Here is a 15948-nt window from a genome sequence, read left to right on the forward strand (position 1 = left end):
GGAGATCGGCAAGATGCTTTCTCGCCGCGTCATTCTCAAACATCGAGATGGGCGAGACCTCGCCGCAGGTCGATCTCCCCCCTTGAGGGGGAGATGCCCGGCAGGGCAGAGGGGGGTAAGCTCCACGCGCCTGCGGGTCCGCTGTGAATGAAAAACCTTGTGAAAGCCAGCACCTAGATCGCCACACCCTTCTCATCAAACCTGTGGATCTTTGTCTCATCCGGGGTGATGAAGACGGTATCGCCATGCCTGCATTCGAACTCGCCGTCCGTGCGGGCAGTGATCGGGCCGATGCCTGACACCTCGAGATGCAGGAAGGTATCCGATCCGAGATGTTCGGCAACCGTGACCTTGCCCTGCCACAGCCCGCTTTCCTTCGACAGCAGCAGATGCTCCGGCCGCACACCGGCGGTGGTGGCGTTCTTGCTGCGGGCGTAATCGCCGGTCACCAGGTTCATGCGCGGTGAGCCGATGAAGCCGGCGACGAAGAGGTTGGCGGGGGAGCGGTAAAGCTCCATCGGTGAGCCGACCTGCTCGATATTGCCGCGGTTGAGGACGACGATCTTGTCAGCCATGGTCATGGCTTCCACCTGGTCGTGGGTGACGTAGATCATCGTCGTCTTCAGCGTGTTGTGCAGCTCGGAGATTTCCAGCCGCATGGTGCCGCGCAGCGCCGCATCGAGGTTGGAAAGCGGCTCGTCGAACAGGAAGGCTTTCGGTTCGCGCACGATGGCGCGGCCGATGGCGACGCGCTGGCGCTGGCCGCCCGACAGCTGCGAGGGCCGGCGTTCGAGATAATCGGTGAGGTTCAGCACCCGGGCGGCATCTTCGACCTTTTTATCGATCACCGCCTTGTCGAGCTTGGCCATCTTCAGCGGGAAGGCGATGTTGTTCCTGACACTCATATGCGGATAAAGCGCATAGGACTGGAACACCATGGCAAGGCCACGCTCGGCCGGGGCCTTTTCGGTGACATCCTTGCCGTCGATGGCGATCTTGCCGCCGGAGACGTCTTCCAGCCCGGCGATGAGGCGCAAAAGCGTGGACTTGCCGCAGCCCGACGGGCCGACGAAGACGACGAATTCACCGTCGTTGATATCAAGATCGATCGACGGGATGACTTTCGCCTCACCGAAGAGCTTGGACACGTTCTGAAGGGAAATGCTGCCCATGTTTGTCGTTCCTTATTTCACGGCGCCGAAGGTCAGGCCACGCACGAGTTGTTTCTGCGAGAACCAGCCGATGACGAGAATGGGGGCGATCGCCATCATCGAGGCGGCCGAGAGTTTTGCCCAGAACAGCCCCTGCGGCGAGGAGAAGGAGGCGATGAAGGCCGTCAGCGGGGCCGCATTGGTGGTCGTCAGCCGGATGGTCCAGAAGGCTTCGTTCCAGGCGAGAATGACGTTGAGGAGCAGCGTCGAGGCAATGCCCGGCACCGCCATCGGCGTCAGCACATGCACGATCTCGTTCCACAGCGATGCGCCATCCATGCGGGCGGCTTCCAGAATCTCGCCGGGGATTTCCCGGAAGTAGGTGTAGAGCATCCAGATGACGATCGGCAGGTTGATGAAGGTGAGCATGATGGTCAGCCCGATGCGGGTATCGAGCAGGCCGGCATTGCGGAAGATCAGATAGATCGGCACCAGCACGGCGACGGCCGGCATCATCTTGGTGGAGAGCATCCACATCAAAATGTCCTTGGTGCGTTTGGTCGGCGAGAACGCCATGGCCCAGGCGGCGGGAATGGCGATGATCAACGCAATGATCGTCGAGCCGAGCGACAGCACCACCGAGTTCATGAACGGCTTGAAGTAATCGCGCTGGGTCTGCACCGTCACGTAATTCTCAAGCGTGCCCGAGGGAATGAGGCTGAAGCCGGCGATTGCCTCCGGCTCGGTCTTGATCGAGGTGAGGAAGGCATAGAGGATCGGGAAGAACAGCAGCAGCGCCACGGCCCAGGCCGCGATGGAGAAGCCGATCTTCGCACGTGTGGTTGTCTTGCGGGCCATGATGTTTCCCCTTTACCGGTCGAGGTTCTTGCCGACGGCGCGCATCAGGAAGATGGCGACGATATTGGCGAGGATGACGGCGATGATGCCGCCGGCCGAAGCGCCGCCGACGTCGTAACCGAGAAGCGCGGTGCGATAGATGAGGAAGGCGAGGTTGGTGGAGGCATAACCCGGTCCGCCATTGGTGGTGACGAGGATTTCCGCGTAAACGCCGAGCAGGAAGATCGTCTGGATGAGAATGACGACGGTGATGGCGCGCGACAGATGCGGCAGCGTCAGATAGATGAAGCGGTTGACGAAGTTGGCGCCATCCATCTCGGCGGCTTCCTTCTGCTCGCCATCGAGCGACTGCAGGGCGGTCAAGAGGATCAGCGTCGCAAAGGGCAGCCATTGCCAGGCGACGATGATGATGATGGAGAGCAGCGGAAACTGCGCAAACCAGTCGACCGGCTGCAGGCCGAAGAAGCGGGAGAGATCGGCAAGCACGCCGTAACCGGGATGCATGATCATGTTCTTCCACACCAATGCGGCCACCGGCGGCATGACGAAGAAGGGCGAGATGATCATGATGCGGACGATGCCCTGGCCGAAAATGTCATTGTCGAGCAAGAGCGCAATGGCGATACCGCCGATGACGGTGATCGCAAGCACGCCGCCGACGATCAAAAGCGTGTTCCAGATCGACTGGAAAAAGGCCGGGTCGGTGTAGAAATACTGGTAATTGAACAGGCCCGCAAAGCTGACATTGGCCGGGTTGAGGAGATTGTAGTTCTGGAACGAGAACCACAGCGTCATCGCCAGAGGCACGATCATCCACACCAGCAACAGCAGCACCGATGGCGCAAGCATCACCCGCGCAAGACCGCTCGTGTTTCGGGTTGCCATTAGTCGTCCTCCCTCACGGATATAGTTATAAGTTTGAGCGGGACTTCAGATGAAAAGCCGCTCGCACTTCCCCCATTTCGCTCCGGCGGCCTCTGCCGCAGGGGCATCCGGATTTATGATTGCCGTCAGTGGCGGCCTTCGCCCGTCGCCGCGTGATAGGTCGCCAGAACCTGATCCACAGCCGCGATCAAAATCTCTTCCGCGTCCTCGCCCGCAACTGTCGCGAGCGGCAATTCTCCGAGATACTGGCGCAGCAGGGTTTCGGGAATTGTCTTCCCATCCAGCGCCTTATGCAAGGCGGAAACGGCCTGCAACGCTTCCGGCCGCGTCCAGTAATAGCGGATGCGGTCGCTGTAACTATAGTGACGCTGCAATCGCAGCGTGATGTCGTCGCCATGGTAATGGCCCTGCCAGTCGCCCGGCGCGCTCAACATCAGTTTTTCCATGGTCCGTGCCAGCGGACGGTCGCCATAGGTGCCGACCATTTCGGATGCGATCATATCAAGCGCATAAAGCGCTTCCCGGTAAGCGAAGGTGAGGCCCGGACCGACTTTGAGGATCGGATATCCGTCGCGCACCAGTGCGGCAAGGGCAAGCTCGGTCTGGTAATCGGTGGAATGGGCCTCGAACACCAGCTGCGGTTCGCCGTCCAGAACGGCGCTCAGCGCTTCCGCGGCCTGCGGATCATAAGCGACGACATTGTCGCTGCCGAATTCCACGCCCGGCTGCACGACGAAAGCGATCACCCGTTCGAAGGCTTGCGAAAGACCGTGCTGCGCGAATATCTCGCGGTGAAGGTCGATGGTGTTGCGCGCCGCCTGCGGCTGCGTCGGCGCAACCGTGTCGAGCACATGGTCGGCACCGCCAGGCACCGGCACTTCGGTGCCGAGAATATAAAGCGGTTTGGGCAGGCCGGCATCGGTGGCCGCCTTTTCGGCAACGGCGGCAAGTTTGGCGGCGCGGTTGGCGATGGTGACGTCATCCAGCGCCGCCGGCTCACCGGCACAGCCCATCGATGCATCAAGGTGAATCTTGCGAAAACCCGATGCCACATAGGCTTCGACCATGGCGGCGGCTTTTGTCAGCGCCTCTTCGGCCTTCTCCCTGCGCCAGGGGTTGGGGCCGAGATGATCGCCGCCGAAAATCAGGAGTTCGCCGGACAGTCCTTCTTCCGCCGCGATGCTGTTGACGAAGGCAACAAAATCACGGGGCGTCATGCCGGTATAACCGCCGAGATGGTTGACCTGATTGCAGGTCGCCTCGATCAGCACGGCTGTCTTGCTGGTGGCGGCGCGGCGGATCGCGGCGCGCAGGACGACGGGGTGGGCCGAACAGACGGACGTGATGCCCGCGGGTTTGCCGGCGCGGCGGGCGGCGGCGAGATTCTCCAGAATGGCGGTCATAGGACTTCCTCCGACAATTGCGCGGCCATGAAGGCATCGAGTTCGGCAAGGCTGGCAGCGCCCTCCATCGGGCCGCGCCTGATGACGTTGTGGGCACCCGATGCATTGGCGTAAGCGAGCGCTTTTGCCGGGTGCATGCCGAGGCGGCGGCAGGTGAGGTAGGTTGCGCCGAAACAGTCACCGGCACCGGTCGGGTCGATTTCCTCCACCTTCAGGCCGGGGGCGTCGATGCGCCCATGGGCGCGGCTGAAATGGCTTGCGCCTTTCGCGCCGCGTTTCAGCACGATTTCGCCGACACCGGAGGCGAGCAGCTTTTCTATTGCCGCTTCCTCATCGTCCAGACCGGAAGCGGCCTGAAGTTCTTCGCCTGACGGCAGCAGGAGATCGGTGACGGCAAGCAGATCGTCGATCAGCCTGCGGCCTTCGTCACCCTGCGCCAGTTCCTTGCGGATGTTCGGATCGAAAGACACCGAACCGCCACGTGCCCTGACATGTCCGATCGCCGCCAGAATGATGTCGCCAATGCCGGCAATCGCGAAGGCCGATCCCATGACGTGCACATGGCCGGCTTTTTCGATGAGCGCTTGCGCTTCATCGGTCATCTGCGTTTCGCTGGCCGCCGAATGGGCGATGTTGAAAACGAAGTCGCGCGCGCCATTCTCGCGATAGCGCACGAAGGCGCTGCCGGTCGGGCGATCTGGAATAGTAGCGATTGCCGAGACATCGACGCCGTCGCGGCGCAGTCTTTCGACATTGAGGCGGCCGAAATCGTCGTCACCGACTGCGGCAATGATGCCGGCGGTTCCGCCGCACCGCGCCACCTGATCGATGAAGATGGCCGGTGCGCCGCTCGGGAAAGGGCCGATCAGCGTTTGCGGCTCGAGAAAGCCATTTCCCACCGTCGTCGCCATGATCTCCACGAGGATTTCGCCGGCCGTGATGGTCGGGCCCTGTGTCTGCGGCGCCAGTGTAGATGCCTGCCTCATCGTCTCCTCCATAAGCATGTGCCGTCCTGCCGGGCAGGTGCATTTTTGGTCTGCTGCTTTTCCGGATATCAGTTAAAGTTTACGCGCGTCAATATGTTAATGGATGGAATTTCTGCTGCGATGCAGCAAGAAAAATGCGCGAAATAATAAATTATGAGGCGAATATACTGGTGTAAACAAGGATTTATACAGGTTTCAGGCGGTTTGGCTGCGCGATGATTTATTTTTGGATGTTGACAATGGATACAATTTCGCGAGATAAAAAATTTACGCATGTATTGTTATGCGTGGACATCCGTAAAGGAGGAGCGGGTATCATGAGCAAATTCATTGGAATTCTGTCGTCGTCTGTGGTTGGAGCCGGGCTTCTCGCCGGGCTGGCGCAGGCGGAAGAGATCAACATCGCCACCGTCAACAATGGCGACATGATCATCATGCAGAAGCTTTCCAGCGCTTGGGAGAAGGAAACAGGCAACAAGATCAACTGGATCGTGCTGGAAGAGAATGTTCTGCGCGAACGCGTCACCACCGATATCGCCACCAATGGCGGCCAGTTCGACATCATGACCATTGGCGGTTACGAAGCGCCGATCTGGGGCAAGCAGGGCTGGCTGGCGCCCGTCGATGATCTCGGCGACGATTATGACTATGCCGATCTGCTCGACCCGATCAAAAAGGGCCTGACGGTGGACGGCAAGCTTTACGCCGTGCCGTTCTACACCGAAAGCTCGTTCACGCTTTACCGCAAGGATCTGTTCGACGCCGCCGGCCTGAAGATGCCGGACAATCCGACCTACGACCAGATCAAGGATTTCGCCGCCAAGCTGACCGACAAGTCGAAACAGCAATATGGCATATGCCTGCGCGGCAAGCCGGGCTGGGGCGAAAACATGGCCTTCCTCGGCACCATGATCAACACCTATGGCGGCCGCTGGTTCGACATGGACTGGAAACCGCAGCTGACGAGCGAGCCGTGGAAAAAGGCGATTGCGGATTATGTGGCGCTGATGACCTCCTACGGCCCGCCCGGTGCGGCCGCCAACGGCTTCAACGAAAACCAGACGCTGTTTTCATCCGGCCGTTGCGCCATGTGGATCGACGCCACCTCGGCGGCGGGCCGCGTTTATGACCCCAAACAGAGCCAGGTTGCCGACAAGACCGCGTTTACGCGTGCTCCGGTGGAGGCAACGCCGAACGGTTCGAGCTGGTCGTGGTCCTGGAACCTCGCCATTCCAAACAGCACGAAGAAGCTTGAAACCGCCAAGTCCTTCGTCAAATGGGCGACTTCGAAGTCCTATGTGAAGACGGTTGGTGAAAGCGAAGGCTGGGTGGCTGTGCCGCCGGGCACGCGCAAATCCACCTATGAGCTGCCGGAATACAAGAAGGCGGCGCCTTTCGCGGATACGGTGCTGAAGGCGATCATGTCTGCCGATCCGTCCAAGCCGACCAAGGATCCGGTGCCCTATACCGGCGTGCAGTTCGTCGCCATACCGGAGTTCCAGTCCATCGGTACGGTTGTCGGCCAGCAGATCGCAGCCGCCCTTTCCGGCCAGCAGACCGTCGATGCGGCGCTCGAAGGCGCGCAGAAACAGGTCGAACGTGACATGACCCGCGCGGGCTACATCAAGTAGCCGCGTCCTCCCGGCGTGCCGCCCGTTCGCCTTTTGGTGGCGGGCGGCATGGGTGGGGATGGAGGGCCAGTTCTTCCCTCATTCCTGTACTTGTCACAGGAATCCAGTCAGCCCAAGTCTTTGGGCTGGAAGGACTCTCTCGCCGCGCAGACGCGCGTCGGCTGGATTCCTGTGACAAGCACAGGAATGAGGCGAGTGGGAAAAGCATCTAACAATAAACGAGCATGGCCAGATTACTTACCATGCATCACGGAGATCGACATGAGATTGAAGAACAAGGTCGCGCTGATCACCGGCGCCGCCCGCGGCATCGGCCTTGGTTTCGCGCAGGCTTTTGCCGATGAAGGTGCGAAGGTGATTATCGCCGATATTGATATTGCCCGCGCGACAGCCGCTGCTGCCACCATCGGCCCTGCAGCCAAGGCGGTGAAGCTGGATGTGACCGATCTTTCCGAGATCGATGCCGTGGTGAAGGCGGTGGATGAGGAGTTCGGCGGTATCGACATTCTCGTCAACAATGCCGCGATCTTCGACATGGCGCCGATCAATGGCATTACCGAACAAAGTTATGAGCGGGTCTTCGACATCAATCTCAAGGGACCGCTTTTCATGATGAAGGCGGTTTCCAATGTGATGATCGAGCGGGCGCGCGGCGGCAAGATCATCAATATGGCCAGCCAGGCTGGCCGTCGTGGCGAGGCGCTCGTCACGCTTTATTGCGCTTCCAAGGCGGCGATCATTTCCGCCACGCAGTCGGCGGCGCTGGCGCTCGTCAAGCACGGCATCAATGTCAACGCCATTGCGCCGGGCGTGGTGGATGGTGAGCATTGGGAAGTGGTCGATGCGGAATTCGCCAAATGGGAAGGCCTGAAGCCGGGAGAGAAGAAGGCGGCAGTGGCGAAATCCGTGCCGATCGGCCGTTTTGCGACGCCTGACGACATCAAGGGGCTGGCGGTTTTCCTCGCCTCTTCCGACAGCGACTATATTCTCGCCCAGACATATAATGTCGACGGCGGCAACTGGATGAGCTGAAAAGCCGGAGATGACCATGCATGCCATTCAATTCGTCGAGAAGGGACAGGCCGTTCTGGTGGAAGTTCCCGTTGCCGATCTGCCGCCGGGCCACGCGCTCGTGCGGGTCAAGGCTTCGGGGCTTTGCCACACCGATATCGATGTGCTCCACGCGCGTTACGGCGACGGCGCCTTTCCGGTCATTCCGGGGCATGAATATGCCGGTGAAGTCGCAGCCGTGGCCGCCGATGTGACGGGCATAAAGACAGGTGACCGGGTGGTGGTCGATCCCAATCTGCCGTGTGGCACCTGCCCGAGTTGCAGGAAGGGGCTGACCAATCTTTGCAGCACGCTGAAGGCCTATGGCGTTTCCCATAATGGCGGTTTCGCGGAATTCAGCGTCGTACACGCCGATCACCTGCATGGCATCGGTTCCATGCCCTATCACGTCGCGGCGCTGGCCGAACCGCTCGCCTGCGTCGTCAACGGCATGCAGAGCGGGGGTATCGGCGAGAACGGAACGGTGGCTGAAAATGCGCTGGTTTTTGGCGCCGGTCCCATCGGCCTGCTGCTTGCCCTGTCGCTGAAAGCGCGCGGCATCGAGACGGTGACGATTGCCGATATCAACGAAAGCAGGCTGGCTTTTGCCGAAGGTCTCGGGCTTAAAGTGGCGGTTTCCGGTTCGGAAGCGCTGCTGCGGCAACAGAAGTCTTTCGATGTCGTGGCAGATGCGACGGGTATCGCACCCGTTGCGGAAGCGATGATCCCGCTGGTTGCCGATGGTGGCACGGCGCTGTTCTTCGGCGTCTGCGCGCCGGATGCCCGCATTTCGGTTGCGCCCTTCGAAATCTTCAGGCGTCAACTCAAGCTTGTCGGTTCGCATTCGCTGAACCGCAACATACCGCAGGCGCTCGCCATTCTGGAAACGGATGGCGATGTCATGGCGCGGCTCGTGTCGCACCGGCTGCCGCTTTCGGAAATGCTGCCGTTCTTTACGAAGAAACCATCCGATCCGGCCACCATGAAAGTGCAATTTGCAGCCGAATGATCGTTTGGTGGTTGATAACCGCAGTCGACCGGCTTTTCGTGCGAAGGCCGGTCGATATAAAGTACCACATGTAATAGTTCATGGGGGCAAGCACTTTGGCCAAATCTATCAGGACGATGGAAGAGTTTTCGGAATTCGTCGGCCTTTCGCGCCCGACTGTTTCGAAATACTTCAATGATCCGGCCTCGGTCCGCAAGAAGACCCGGGACGCCATCGAGGATGCGCTGAAGAAATCGGGTTTCCGGCCCAATATTTTCGCCGTCAATCTCAACCGCCGCCGTTCCAATATCATCGGCATCATCATCCCGAATTCCACCGATCCATTCTATATGGCGCTGACGAGTCGCATCGAGCTCATCGCCAACGAGGCGGGGTTCCTTGCCTTCGTGCTGTCATCGGATGGCAAGGCGGAAATCGAAGACCGCGCCATCCGCACCTTCAAGTCGATGAATGTCGCGGGCGCGATCATCGCGCCTCTCGGCGTCAAATCCCATCGTGCCACGCTGGAGCAGCTCGCGGCCAGCATTCCGATCGTTTATGTCGATTCGCCGCTCGACGAGACCTCGGCCTTTGTTGGCACCGACAACCGGCAGAGCGTCGGGCTGATGGTGGATTATCTCTGCCGCTCGGGCGAGCCGCCCTGTTTCTTCGACATGCCGCAGGTCAATACCAATGCCGCCACCCGCCGCACCGCTTATGAGGAGGCCATGCGGCGCCTTGGTTTCGAGCCGCAGGTGATCAACGTTCCGGATATTGTCACCTGGGATTTCGAGCGTTTCGCTTTCGATGAGGCGGGCCGGTTGCTGGAAGGGGCGGGGTCTATGCCCTCGCGCACCATTCTGTGCGCCAATGATCGTATCGCCTTCGGTGTCATCGCCGCCGCCTTCCAGAAGGGCATCAGGGTCGGCCATGGTGCGGATTACGACCTCAGGGTCGCCGGCCATGACGATCATCCGCTGTCGCGTTACGCCTGCCCGCCGATTACCACGGTGGCGCAGAACTATAACGAGATCGGCAGGCTGTCGATCGAGCTTCTGTTGCAGAAGCTGGACGAGGAGGCGGATGACACGACGCGGATGCGCGAGCGCATCCTTCTCAGCGCCGATCTGATGTTGCGCAAATCGGCCTGATGATTTGTTAGATAAGCTAAACAAAAAATCTGATTTTCTAAATAGAACTAATATTTGAACGCTCCTACTCTGTTTTCAAGGTTGCTTTGGGAGGCGACCGCGAGAGCCGGCGCAAAGGCGTGCCGGTATCCGGGAGGAACGTTGGATCGTCATGCCGTCCGTGCCGCGAGGGATAAGCCTTCGCTGCCTCGGTGTCGCATGGCCTTCGCCGGGCTGACTGGACATTCTCGCCAGCAATTTCCCCAGCGAAGGATGTCAAAACATGAATCTCTATTCTCTTCTGTCAGCGCGTGCAGCCGGTGGCAAACCTGTGCGGGTTGGTCTCATCGGTGCCGGCAAGTTCGGCTCCATGGTGCTGGCGCAGGCGCAGCGCATCGCCGGTTTCCACATGGTCGCCGTAGCAGACCTCAATGTCGGCAAGGCAAGGGAATCGTTTGACCGCGTCGGCTGGCCGAAGGAGCGTTACGACGCGACGAGCTGCGCCGATGCGCTGAAGAGCGGCAAGACCTATGTGACCGACGATGTGAACGAGCTTTTCGCCTGCGACGAGATCGAATGCGTGATCGAAGCGACCGGCCATCCGCTGGCCGGCGCGCGCCATGCACTGGGCGCCATCGAGCACAACAAGCACGTCGTCATGGTCAATGTCGAAGCCGATGTGATGGTCGGGCCGATCCTTGCTGAAAAGGCGCGGGCCAAGGGCCTGATCTATTCCATGGCTTACGGCGACCAGCCGGCGCTGATCTGCGAGCTGGTGGACTGGGCGCGCGCCACCGGCTTCGAGGTCGTTTCCGCCGGCAAGGGCATGAATTTCGAGCCGCGTTACCGTTATTCGACGCCGGACACGGTCTGGGGTTATTTCGGCTGGACGGACGAGGAAGTGGCCAAGGGCGACTTCAATCCGAAAATGTACAATTCCTTCACCGACGGCACCAAGGCGGCCATCGAAATGGCGGCCGTCGCCAACGGCACGGGACTGGATTGCCCGGATGACGGTCTGGCCTTCCCGCCGGCCGGCCTGCACGATCTCGCCCGTGTCTTCCGCCCGGCTGCCGATGGCGGCCGTATGTCGCGCTCCGGTCTGGTCGATATTGCCGCAAGCCAGGAGCCGGATGGACGCGAGGTGTTCAACAACATCCGTTACGGTGTTTTCGTCACCTTCAAGGCGCATAATGAATATGCCCGGGCCTGCTTCAAGCAATATGGCCTGCTGACCGACCCCTCCGGCTGGTACGCCTCCATGTGGCGTCCGTTCCACATCATCGGCCTCGAAACCTCGATCAGCGTGCTTTCCGCCGTGCTGCGCAATGAGGCGACCGGTTGCTCGAAAGAATTTCGCGGCGATGCCGTCGCCACGGCGAAGAAGGACATGCAGCCGGGCGAGATGCTGGACGGCGAGGGCGGTTACGCGGTCTGGGCAAACGCCATTCCGGCCACCCGCAGCCTTGATATGAAGGCGCTGCCGATCGGCCTTGCCCATAATGTCAAGCTGAAGCGCGCCATCAAGAAGGACCAGATCGTCAGCTTCGACGATGTGGAACTGGTGAACGACCTCGATGTCGTGAAGCTGCGTCAGGACATGGAAAACCGCTTCCGTCCGCAAAAAGACGCAGCCGCGTAATGGACGGAGAACGGGACATGTCGAATGGAGCTTTCGTGGTGATCGCGGAATTTCGGGTGAAGCCTGACGCGATGGATGCCTTTCTCGACGCCGCGCGCGATGACGCCAAGCATTCGGTTCAGGATGAACCGGGCTGCCGGCAATTCGACGTGGTGCGGCCGGAAACGGGGAACAATGTGGTGTTTTACGAGGTCTATGACGACAGGCAGGCTTTCGACGATCATCTCAAAACACCGCATCTCGACCGGTTTCGGGAAGCATTTCCCGCCCTTATCGAAGAAGAACTGCCGGTGCGTTTCCTGAACCGGCAATGGCTCTGAAGGATGGAAATGATGGCAGATATTCGCCGGATCGCCGTTATCGGAACGGGTATCATGGGCGCCCCCATGGCGGGGCGTCTGGCGGAGGCCGGATTTTCCGTCAAGGTCTGGAACCGCAGCGCTGAAAAAGCTGCGGTTCTGGCTGACAAGGGCGTGCTGGCGGCGGCAACGGCAGCCGAGGCCGCGTCTGAAGCGGATGCCGTGCTCTGCATGCTGAGTTCCGGGCCGGTCTGCAACGAGGTTCTGCTCGGCCCATCGGGTGTCGTTTCAGCCATGAAGCCCGGCGCGGTGCTGCTGGTCATGAGTTCCATTCCCGTCGAGACCGCAATGGAACAGGCGGAGACAGCCAGGGCATGCGGGGTCAGATATGTCGATGCGCCCGTATCCGGCGGCGAAAAGGGAGCTATCGAAGGAACGCTCGCCATCATGGCCGGCGGCGAACAGCAGGATGTGGATGCGCTGCGGCCACTCCTCAATTGCCTCGGCCGCGTCACCCATGTCGGTCCGGTGGGCTGCGGTTGTCTGGCCAAGCTCGCCAACCAGCTGATCGTCGCCTCGACAATATGCGCCGTCGCCGAAGCTCTGACCCTCGTGGAAGAGGGGGGAGCGGACCCGGCGCAGGTGCGCCACGCCCTGCTTGGCGGCTTTGCCGATTCCACCGTCTTCCGTCAGCACGGAAAACGCATGGTGGAAGGCGATTTCCGTCCCGGCGGGCCGGCGAAATATCAGGTGAAGGATACGTCCACGGCGCTGGCCTTCGCCAGAAGCCGGGGCCTCAGACTACCGGTCGGCGAGGAGGTTGACCGGCTGTTCCGCTCCATGGTCGAGCATGGCGCGGGTGAGCTTGATCACAGCGGTGTGATCCTTGAAATTAAGCGCATGAATGCGTTCGGAGGAACGCTCGAAACTGTTTGAGATACAACAAAGGGAGGAACACATGAAAATTTCGAAACTTTACGGGCTGGCTCTCGCCGCCACCATGCTGGTCGCATCCATCGCGCAGGCCGAAACGCTGACGCTTTCGACGCCGGATGCCGACAATTCCGAAATCACGCTCGCCGCCAACAAATTTGCCGAGATCGTTTCGAAAAAGACCGACGGCAAACTCAAGATCAAGGTATTCCCGAACGGCACGCTGTATGGCGGCGACCCTTCGGCGGGCGTCAAGCAGCTGGCCGGCGGTTCGCTGGACATGCTTTTGAATTCGACCTCGCTTTACGCGACCTTCAATCCCAAGTTCACGGCCATCGCCATTCCCTACCAGTTCCGTGATATCGACCAGCTCCGGGTCTATCTCGACAGCGATCTCGGCAAGGAACTGTCAGGCGATCTGAGCAAGATCGGCATTCTCGGGCTCGATCTCTGGTCGCGGCCGCTGCGCCAGATCACCAATTCGAAGGCGCCGATCAAGTCGCCGGCCGATCTTAAGGGCATGAAGCTGCGCGTGCCGAACAATCCGCTCTGGGTCGAATTCTTCGGCGCCATGGGTGCGGCTCCGACGCCGATGGCCTTTGCCGAGGTCTATAATGCTCTCCAGCTCAAGGTCGTCGACGGACAGGAAAATCCGGTCAACGTGCCGGTTAGCGCCAAGCTTTACGAAGTGCAGAAGTATCTGACGATCAGCAATCACATTGCTGACGCCTGGGTGCTGGGCATGAACCCGACCCGCTTCGAAGGTCTCGATGAGAACTTCAAGACCGCGCTGAAGGAAGCAGCCACCGAGACCGAAGCCTGGAAGGCGCAGAACGACGCTGCCGATATCGACAAGTCGCTCGAAACGCTGAAGAAGAACGGCATGGAGGTGAACACGCTGACCGACGACGAACGCAAGGCTTTCGTGGCGGTGGCGGCCGGCCTTTCGGCGAAGTTCTCCGCGCTGGTGAAAGATCAGGCTTTCTTCGACAAGACGCAGGCTTTTCTCAAGACGAACTGACGTTTTCGCAAAGGGAAGGCCGGATTTTTATCCGGCCTTCCCCAACGTCAGGCAAGGTTATCTTGCCGTTAGGGCAGGGTGGCATTCGTTTTACCGGATATCCGGTTTCAGCAGTGGAAGGGTATTGTCATGAACGATACGAAACCTTCGGTGCTCGGCACCATCGTTAAACTCATCGCCGATGTGGCCGCAGGGGCAGCCTGTGCCGGCATTCTCATCGTCGTTCTTCTTCAGGTCATCGGCCGCCTTGCCGGCAGCCCGCTTCCCTGGACCGAGGAGGCGACGCGTTTCCTCTTTATCTGGATGGTGTTTCTCGGCCTCGCCGCGGGCTTCCGCACCGTTGAAAGCGCCCGTGTCGTGGTGTTTCTGGTGCTGTTTCACCGCTTCTTCCGGCGGCTGGCGGTGCCGATCTATGTCGGTTCCTCGGTGTTCTTTTTCGGCATGATGGGCTGGACGGGTCTGACCCTGGTGCGCCAGCAGATCATGATGAATGAGACCGCCGCCACGCTGCCGATCCCCATGTGGACCATCGGCATTGTGTTGCCGGTTTCCGCCATCATCGCCGTGCTGGCCATCATCGAATCGCTGCGCAGCCGCCGGGAGCTCATCGCGCTTCCCGAGCTTGGCCTGCCGGCGGACGAGATCGCCCATGCCGATATCTCCATTTCAGCAGGACATTGAGCCATGTCGGTCTTTCTTCTCATCGCCTTTTTCGGTCTCAGCATGCTTGGCGTGCCGCTTGCCATTGCGCTGGCGCTCGCCAGTGTCGGCACGCTGTGGCTCTTCACCTCCATGCCCATGGACCTGCTGTCGCAGACGATGTTCTCGTCGATGAACTCCTTTCTTCTTGTCGCCGTGCCGCTGTTCATTCTGGTCGGCACGGTCATGGAGCGGGGGCGGGTGGCGGAGCGGATCTTCGATTTCGCCGAGGCCATGGTCGGCTGGCTTCCCGGCGGGCTTGGCCACGTCAATGTCATCTCGTCGGTGATCTTTTCCGGTGTCTCCGGCTCCTCCGTCGCCGATATCGCCTCGGTCGGCGCCATCGAGATCAAGGCCATGGAGCGCCACGGTTTTCCGAAGGGTTATGCCGTCGGCATGACGCTTTGCACCTCCACGCTCTCCTCGATCATTCCGCCGTCGATCCTGATCGTGATTGCCGGTTCCATCGCCAACGTGTCGATCGGCACGCTGCTGATCGCGGGTCTGGTGCCCGGCCTCTTCATCGCCTTTGCCTTCCTCGTCTTCAACCACTTCTATTCGGTGCATTACGGTTACAATCCGCCGACACCGTTCAATTTCCGTCTGGTGGTCGTCACGGGTCTGCGCGCCATCCTGCCGATGCTGACACCGCTGATCCTCATCATCGGCATTGCCAGCGGCCTGTTCACGCCAACGGAAGCCGCAGCCATCGCGGTGGTTTACGTAGCGGTGCTCGGCGTCATCGTTTACCGCACTCTGCCGGTACGCGAACTGCCGGAAATATTGATCTCGACCGCGCGCATTTCCGGCACCATCCTGTTCATCGCCGCCACCTCGCAGCTCGCCGCCTGGGTCTTCACCTTCGATGGTCTGCCCGAACAGGTGGCCGAGCTTTTGAAGGCCATGAACCTCGGCCCCATGACCGGCATGCTCGTCATCTTCGTGTTCCTGCTCATCATCGGCATCTTCATGGAAGCGATCCCTGCGATGTTCATCCTCATTCCGGTGCTGATGCCGCCGGTGGAGGCGCTGGGCATCGATCCGATCCATTTCCTGATCGTGACTGTCATGACGCTGACACTCGGGCTGGTGACGCCGCCGGTGGGGGTCTGCCTGTTTGCCGCAGCACAGGTGGCGAATATGAAGATCGAGGATGTCATTCGCGGTTCGCTGGCGCCGATGACGGTGCTGACACTCGCCATCTTCGCGCTGGTGCTTTTCCCGGTGCTGACGCTCGGGCCAATCAGGCTGATGGGGCTTTATTGACGCGAA

General features: G+C 60.2%; 15 protein-coding genes. 10 read left to right on the plus strand and 5 right to left on the minus strand.

The window, feature by feature from the left end; translation table 11 throughout:
* Positions 1-173: 173 nt before the first annotated feature.
* From FY152_22945 to FY152_22965, 5 genes are all read right to left on the minus strand, one after another.
* The gene (locus tag FY152_22945) at positions 174-1172 is read right to left on the minus strand and encodes an ABC transporter ATP-binding protein (protein ID UXS34950.1); all 999 of its coding nucleotides are present in this window, start codon (positions 1170-1172) and stop codon (positions 174-176) included.
* 12 nt (positions 1173-1184) lie between these two features.
* Positions 1185-2009 (minus strand): carbohydrate ABC transporter permease, encoded by an 825-nt coding sequence (locus tag FY152_22950; protein UXS34951.1) that lies wholly within the window; start codon positions 2007-2009, stop codon positions 1185-1187.
* A gap of 12 nt (positions 2010-2021) precedes the next feature.
* A complete protein-coding gene (locus FY152_22955; GenBank protein ID UXS34952.1) occupies positions 2022-2894 on the minus strand; it encodes a sugar ABC transporter permease in 873 nt (290 codons plus the stop codon).
* A gap of 125 nt (positions 2895-3019) precedes the next feature.
* Positions 3020-4297 (minus strand): D-tagatose-bisphosphate aldolase, class II, non-catalytic subunit, encoded by a 1278-nt coding sequence (locus FY152_22960; protein ID UXS34953.1) that lies wholly within the window; start codon positions 4295-4297, stop codon positions 3020-3022.
* On the minus strand, positions 4294-5301 hold the full coding sequence (locus FY152_22965; protein ID UXS34954.1) for a sugar kinase: 1008 nt from the start codon (positions 5299-5301) through the stop codon (positions 4294-4296). Before FY152_22965 ends, FY152_22960 begins: the two co-directional genes overlap by 4 nt.
* A gap of 299 nt (positions 5302-5600) precedes the next feature.
* On the opposite strand from FY152_22965, the gene FY152_22970 reads away from it, so the two are divergent.
* The 10 genes from FY152_22970 to FY152_23015 all read left to right on the plus strand — a co-directional run bounded on the left by FY152_22970 (position 5601) and on the right by FY152_23015 (position 15942).
* Entirely contained in the window at positions 5601-6914 is a 1314-nt protein-coding gene (locus FY152_22970; GenBank protein UXS34955.1) for a sugar ABC transporter substrate-binding protein, read from the plus strand.
* Between the two features lie 261 nt (positions 6915-7175).
* Positions 7176-7946: a galactitol 2-dehydrogenase gene (locus FY152_22975; GenBank protein ID UXS34956.1), complete on the plus strand. Its 771-nt coding sequence runs from the start codon at positions 7176-7178 to the stop codon at positions 7944-7946.
* Between the two features lie 16 nt (positions 7947-7962).
* Entirely contained in the window at positions 7963-8973 is a 1011-nt protein-coding gene (locus FY152_22980) for a D-altritol 5-dehydrogenase (protein UXS34957.1), read from the plus strand.
* Positions 8974-9089: 116 nt separating this feature from the next.
* Positions 9090-10103 carry a LacI family transcriptional regulator gene (locus FY152_22985; protein ID UXS35165.1) on the plus strand — a complete coding sequence of 338 codons (1014 nt, stop codon included), beginning with the start codon at positions 9090-9092 and terminating at the stop codon, positions 10101-10103.
* A gap of 262 nt (positions 10104-10365) precedes the next feature.
* A complete protein-coding gene (locus FY152_22990; GenBank protein ID UXS34958.1) occupies positions 10366-11724 on the plus strand; it encodes a flagellar biosynthesis protein FlgA in 1359 nt (452 codons plus the stop codon).
* Between the two features lie 17 nt (positions 11725-11741).
* Positions 11742-12044: an antibiotic biosynthesis monooxygenase gene (locus tag FY152_22995; protein ID UXS34959.1), complete on the plus strand. Its 303-nt coding sequence runs from the start codon at positions 11742-11744 to the stop codon at positions 12042-12044.
* A gap of 12 nt (positions 12045-12056) precedes the next feature.
* On the plus strand, positions 12057-12959 hold the full coding sequence (locus FY152_23000; GenBank protein UXS34960.1) for an NAD(P)-dependent oxidoreductase: 903 nt from the start codon (positions 12057-12059) through the stop codon (positions 12957-12959).
* Positions 12960-12981: 22 nt separating this feature from the next.
* Positions 12982-13977: a DctP family TRAP transporter solute-binding subunit gene (locus tag FY152_23005; protein UXS34961.1), complete on the plus strand. Its 996-nt coding sequence runs from the start codon at positions 12982-12984 to the stop codon at positions 13975-13977.
* A gap of 129 nt (positions 13978-14106) precedes the next feature.
* Entirely contained in the window at positions 14107-14658 is a 552-nt protein-coding gene (locus FY152_23010) for a TRAP transporter small permease (protein ID UXS34962.1), read from the plus strand.
* A 3-nt stretch (positions 14659-14661) separates the two neighbouring features.
* Complete coding sequence (locus FY152_23015; protein UXS34963.1) at positions 14662-15942, plus strand: TRAP transporter large permease; 1281 nt, start codon at positions 14662-14664, stop codon at positions 15940-15942.
* Positions 15943-15948: the final 6 nt, after the last annotated feature.

This window comes from Agrobacterium tumefaciens (assembly GCA_025560025.1).
Taxonomy (GTDB): Bacteria; Pseudomonadota; Alphaproteobacteria; order Rhizobiales; family Rhizobiaceae; genus Agrobacterium.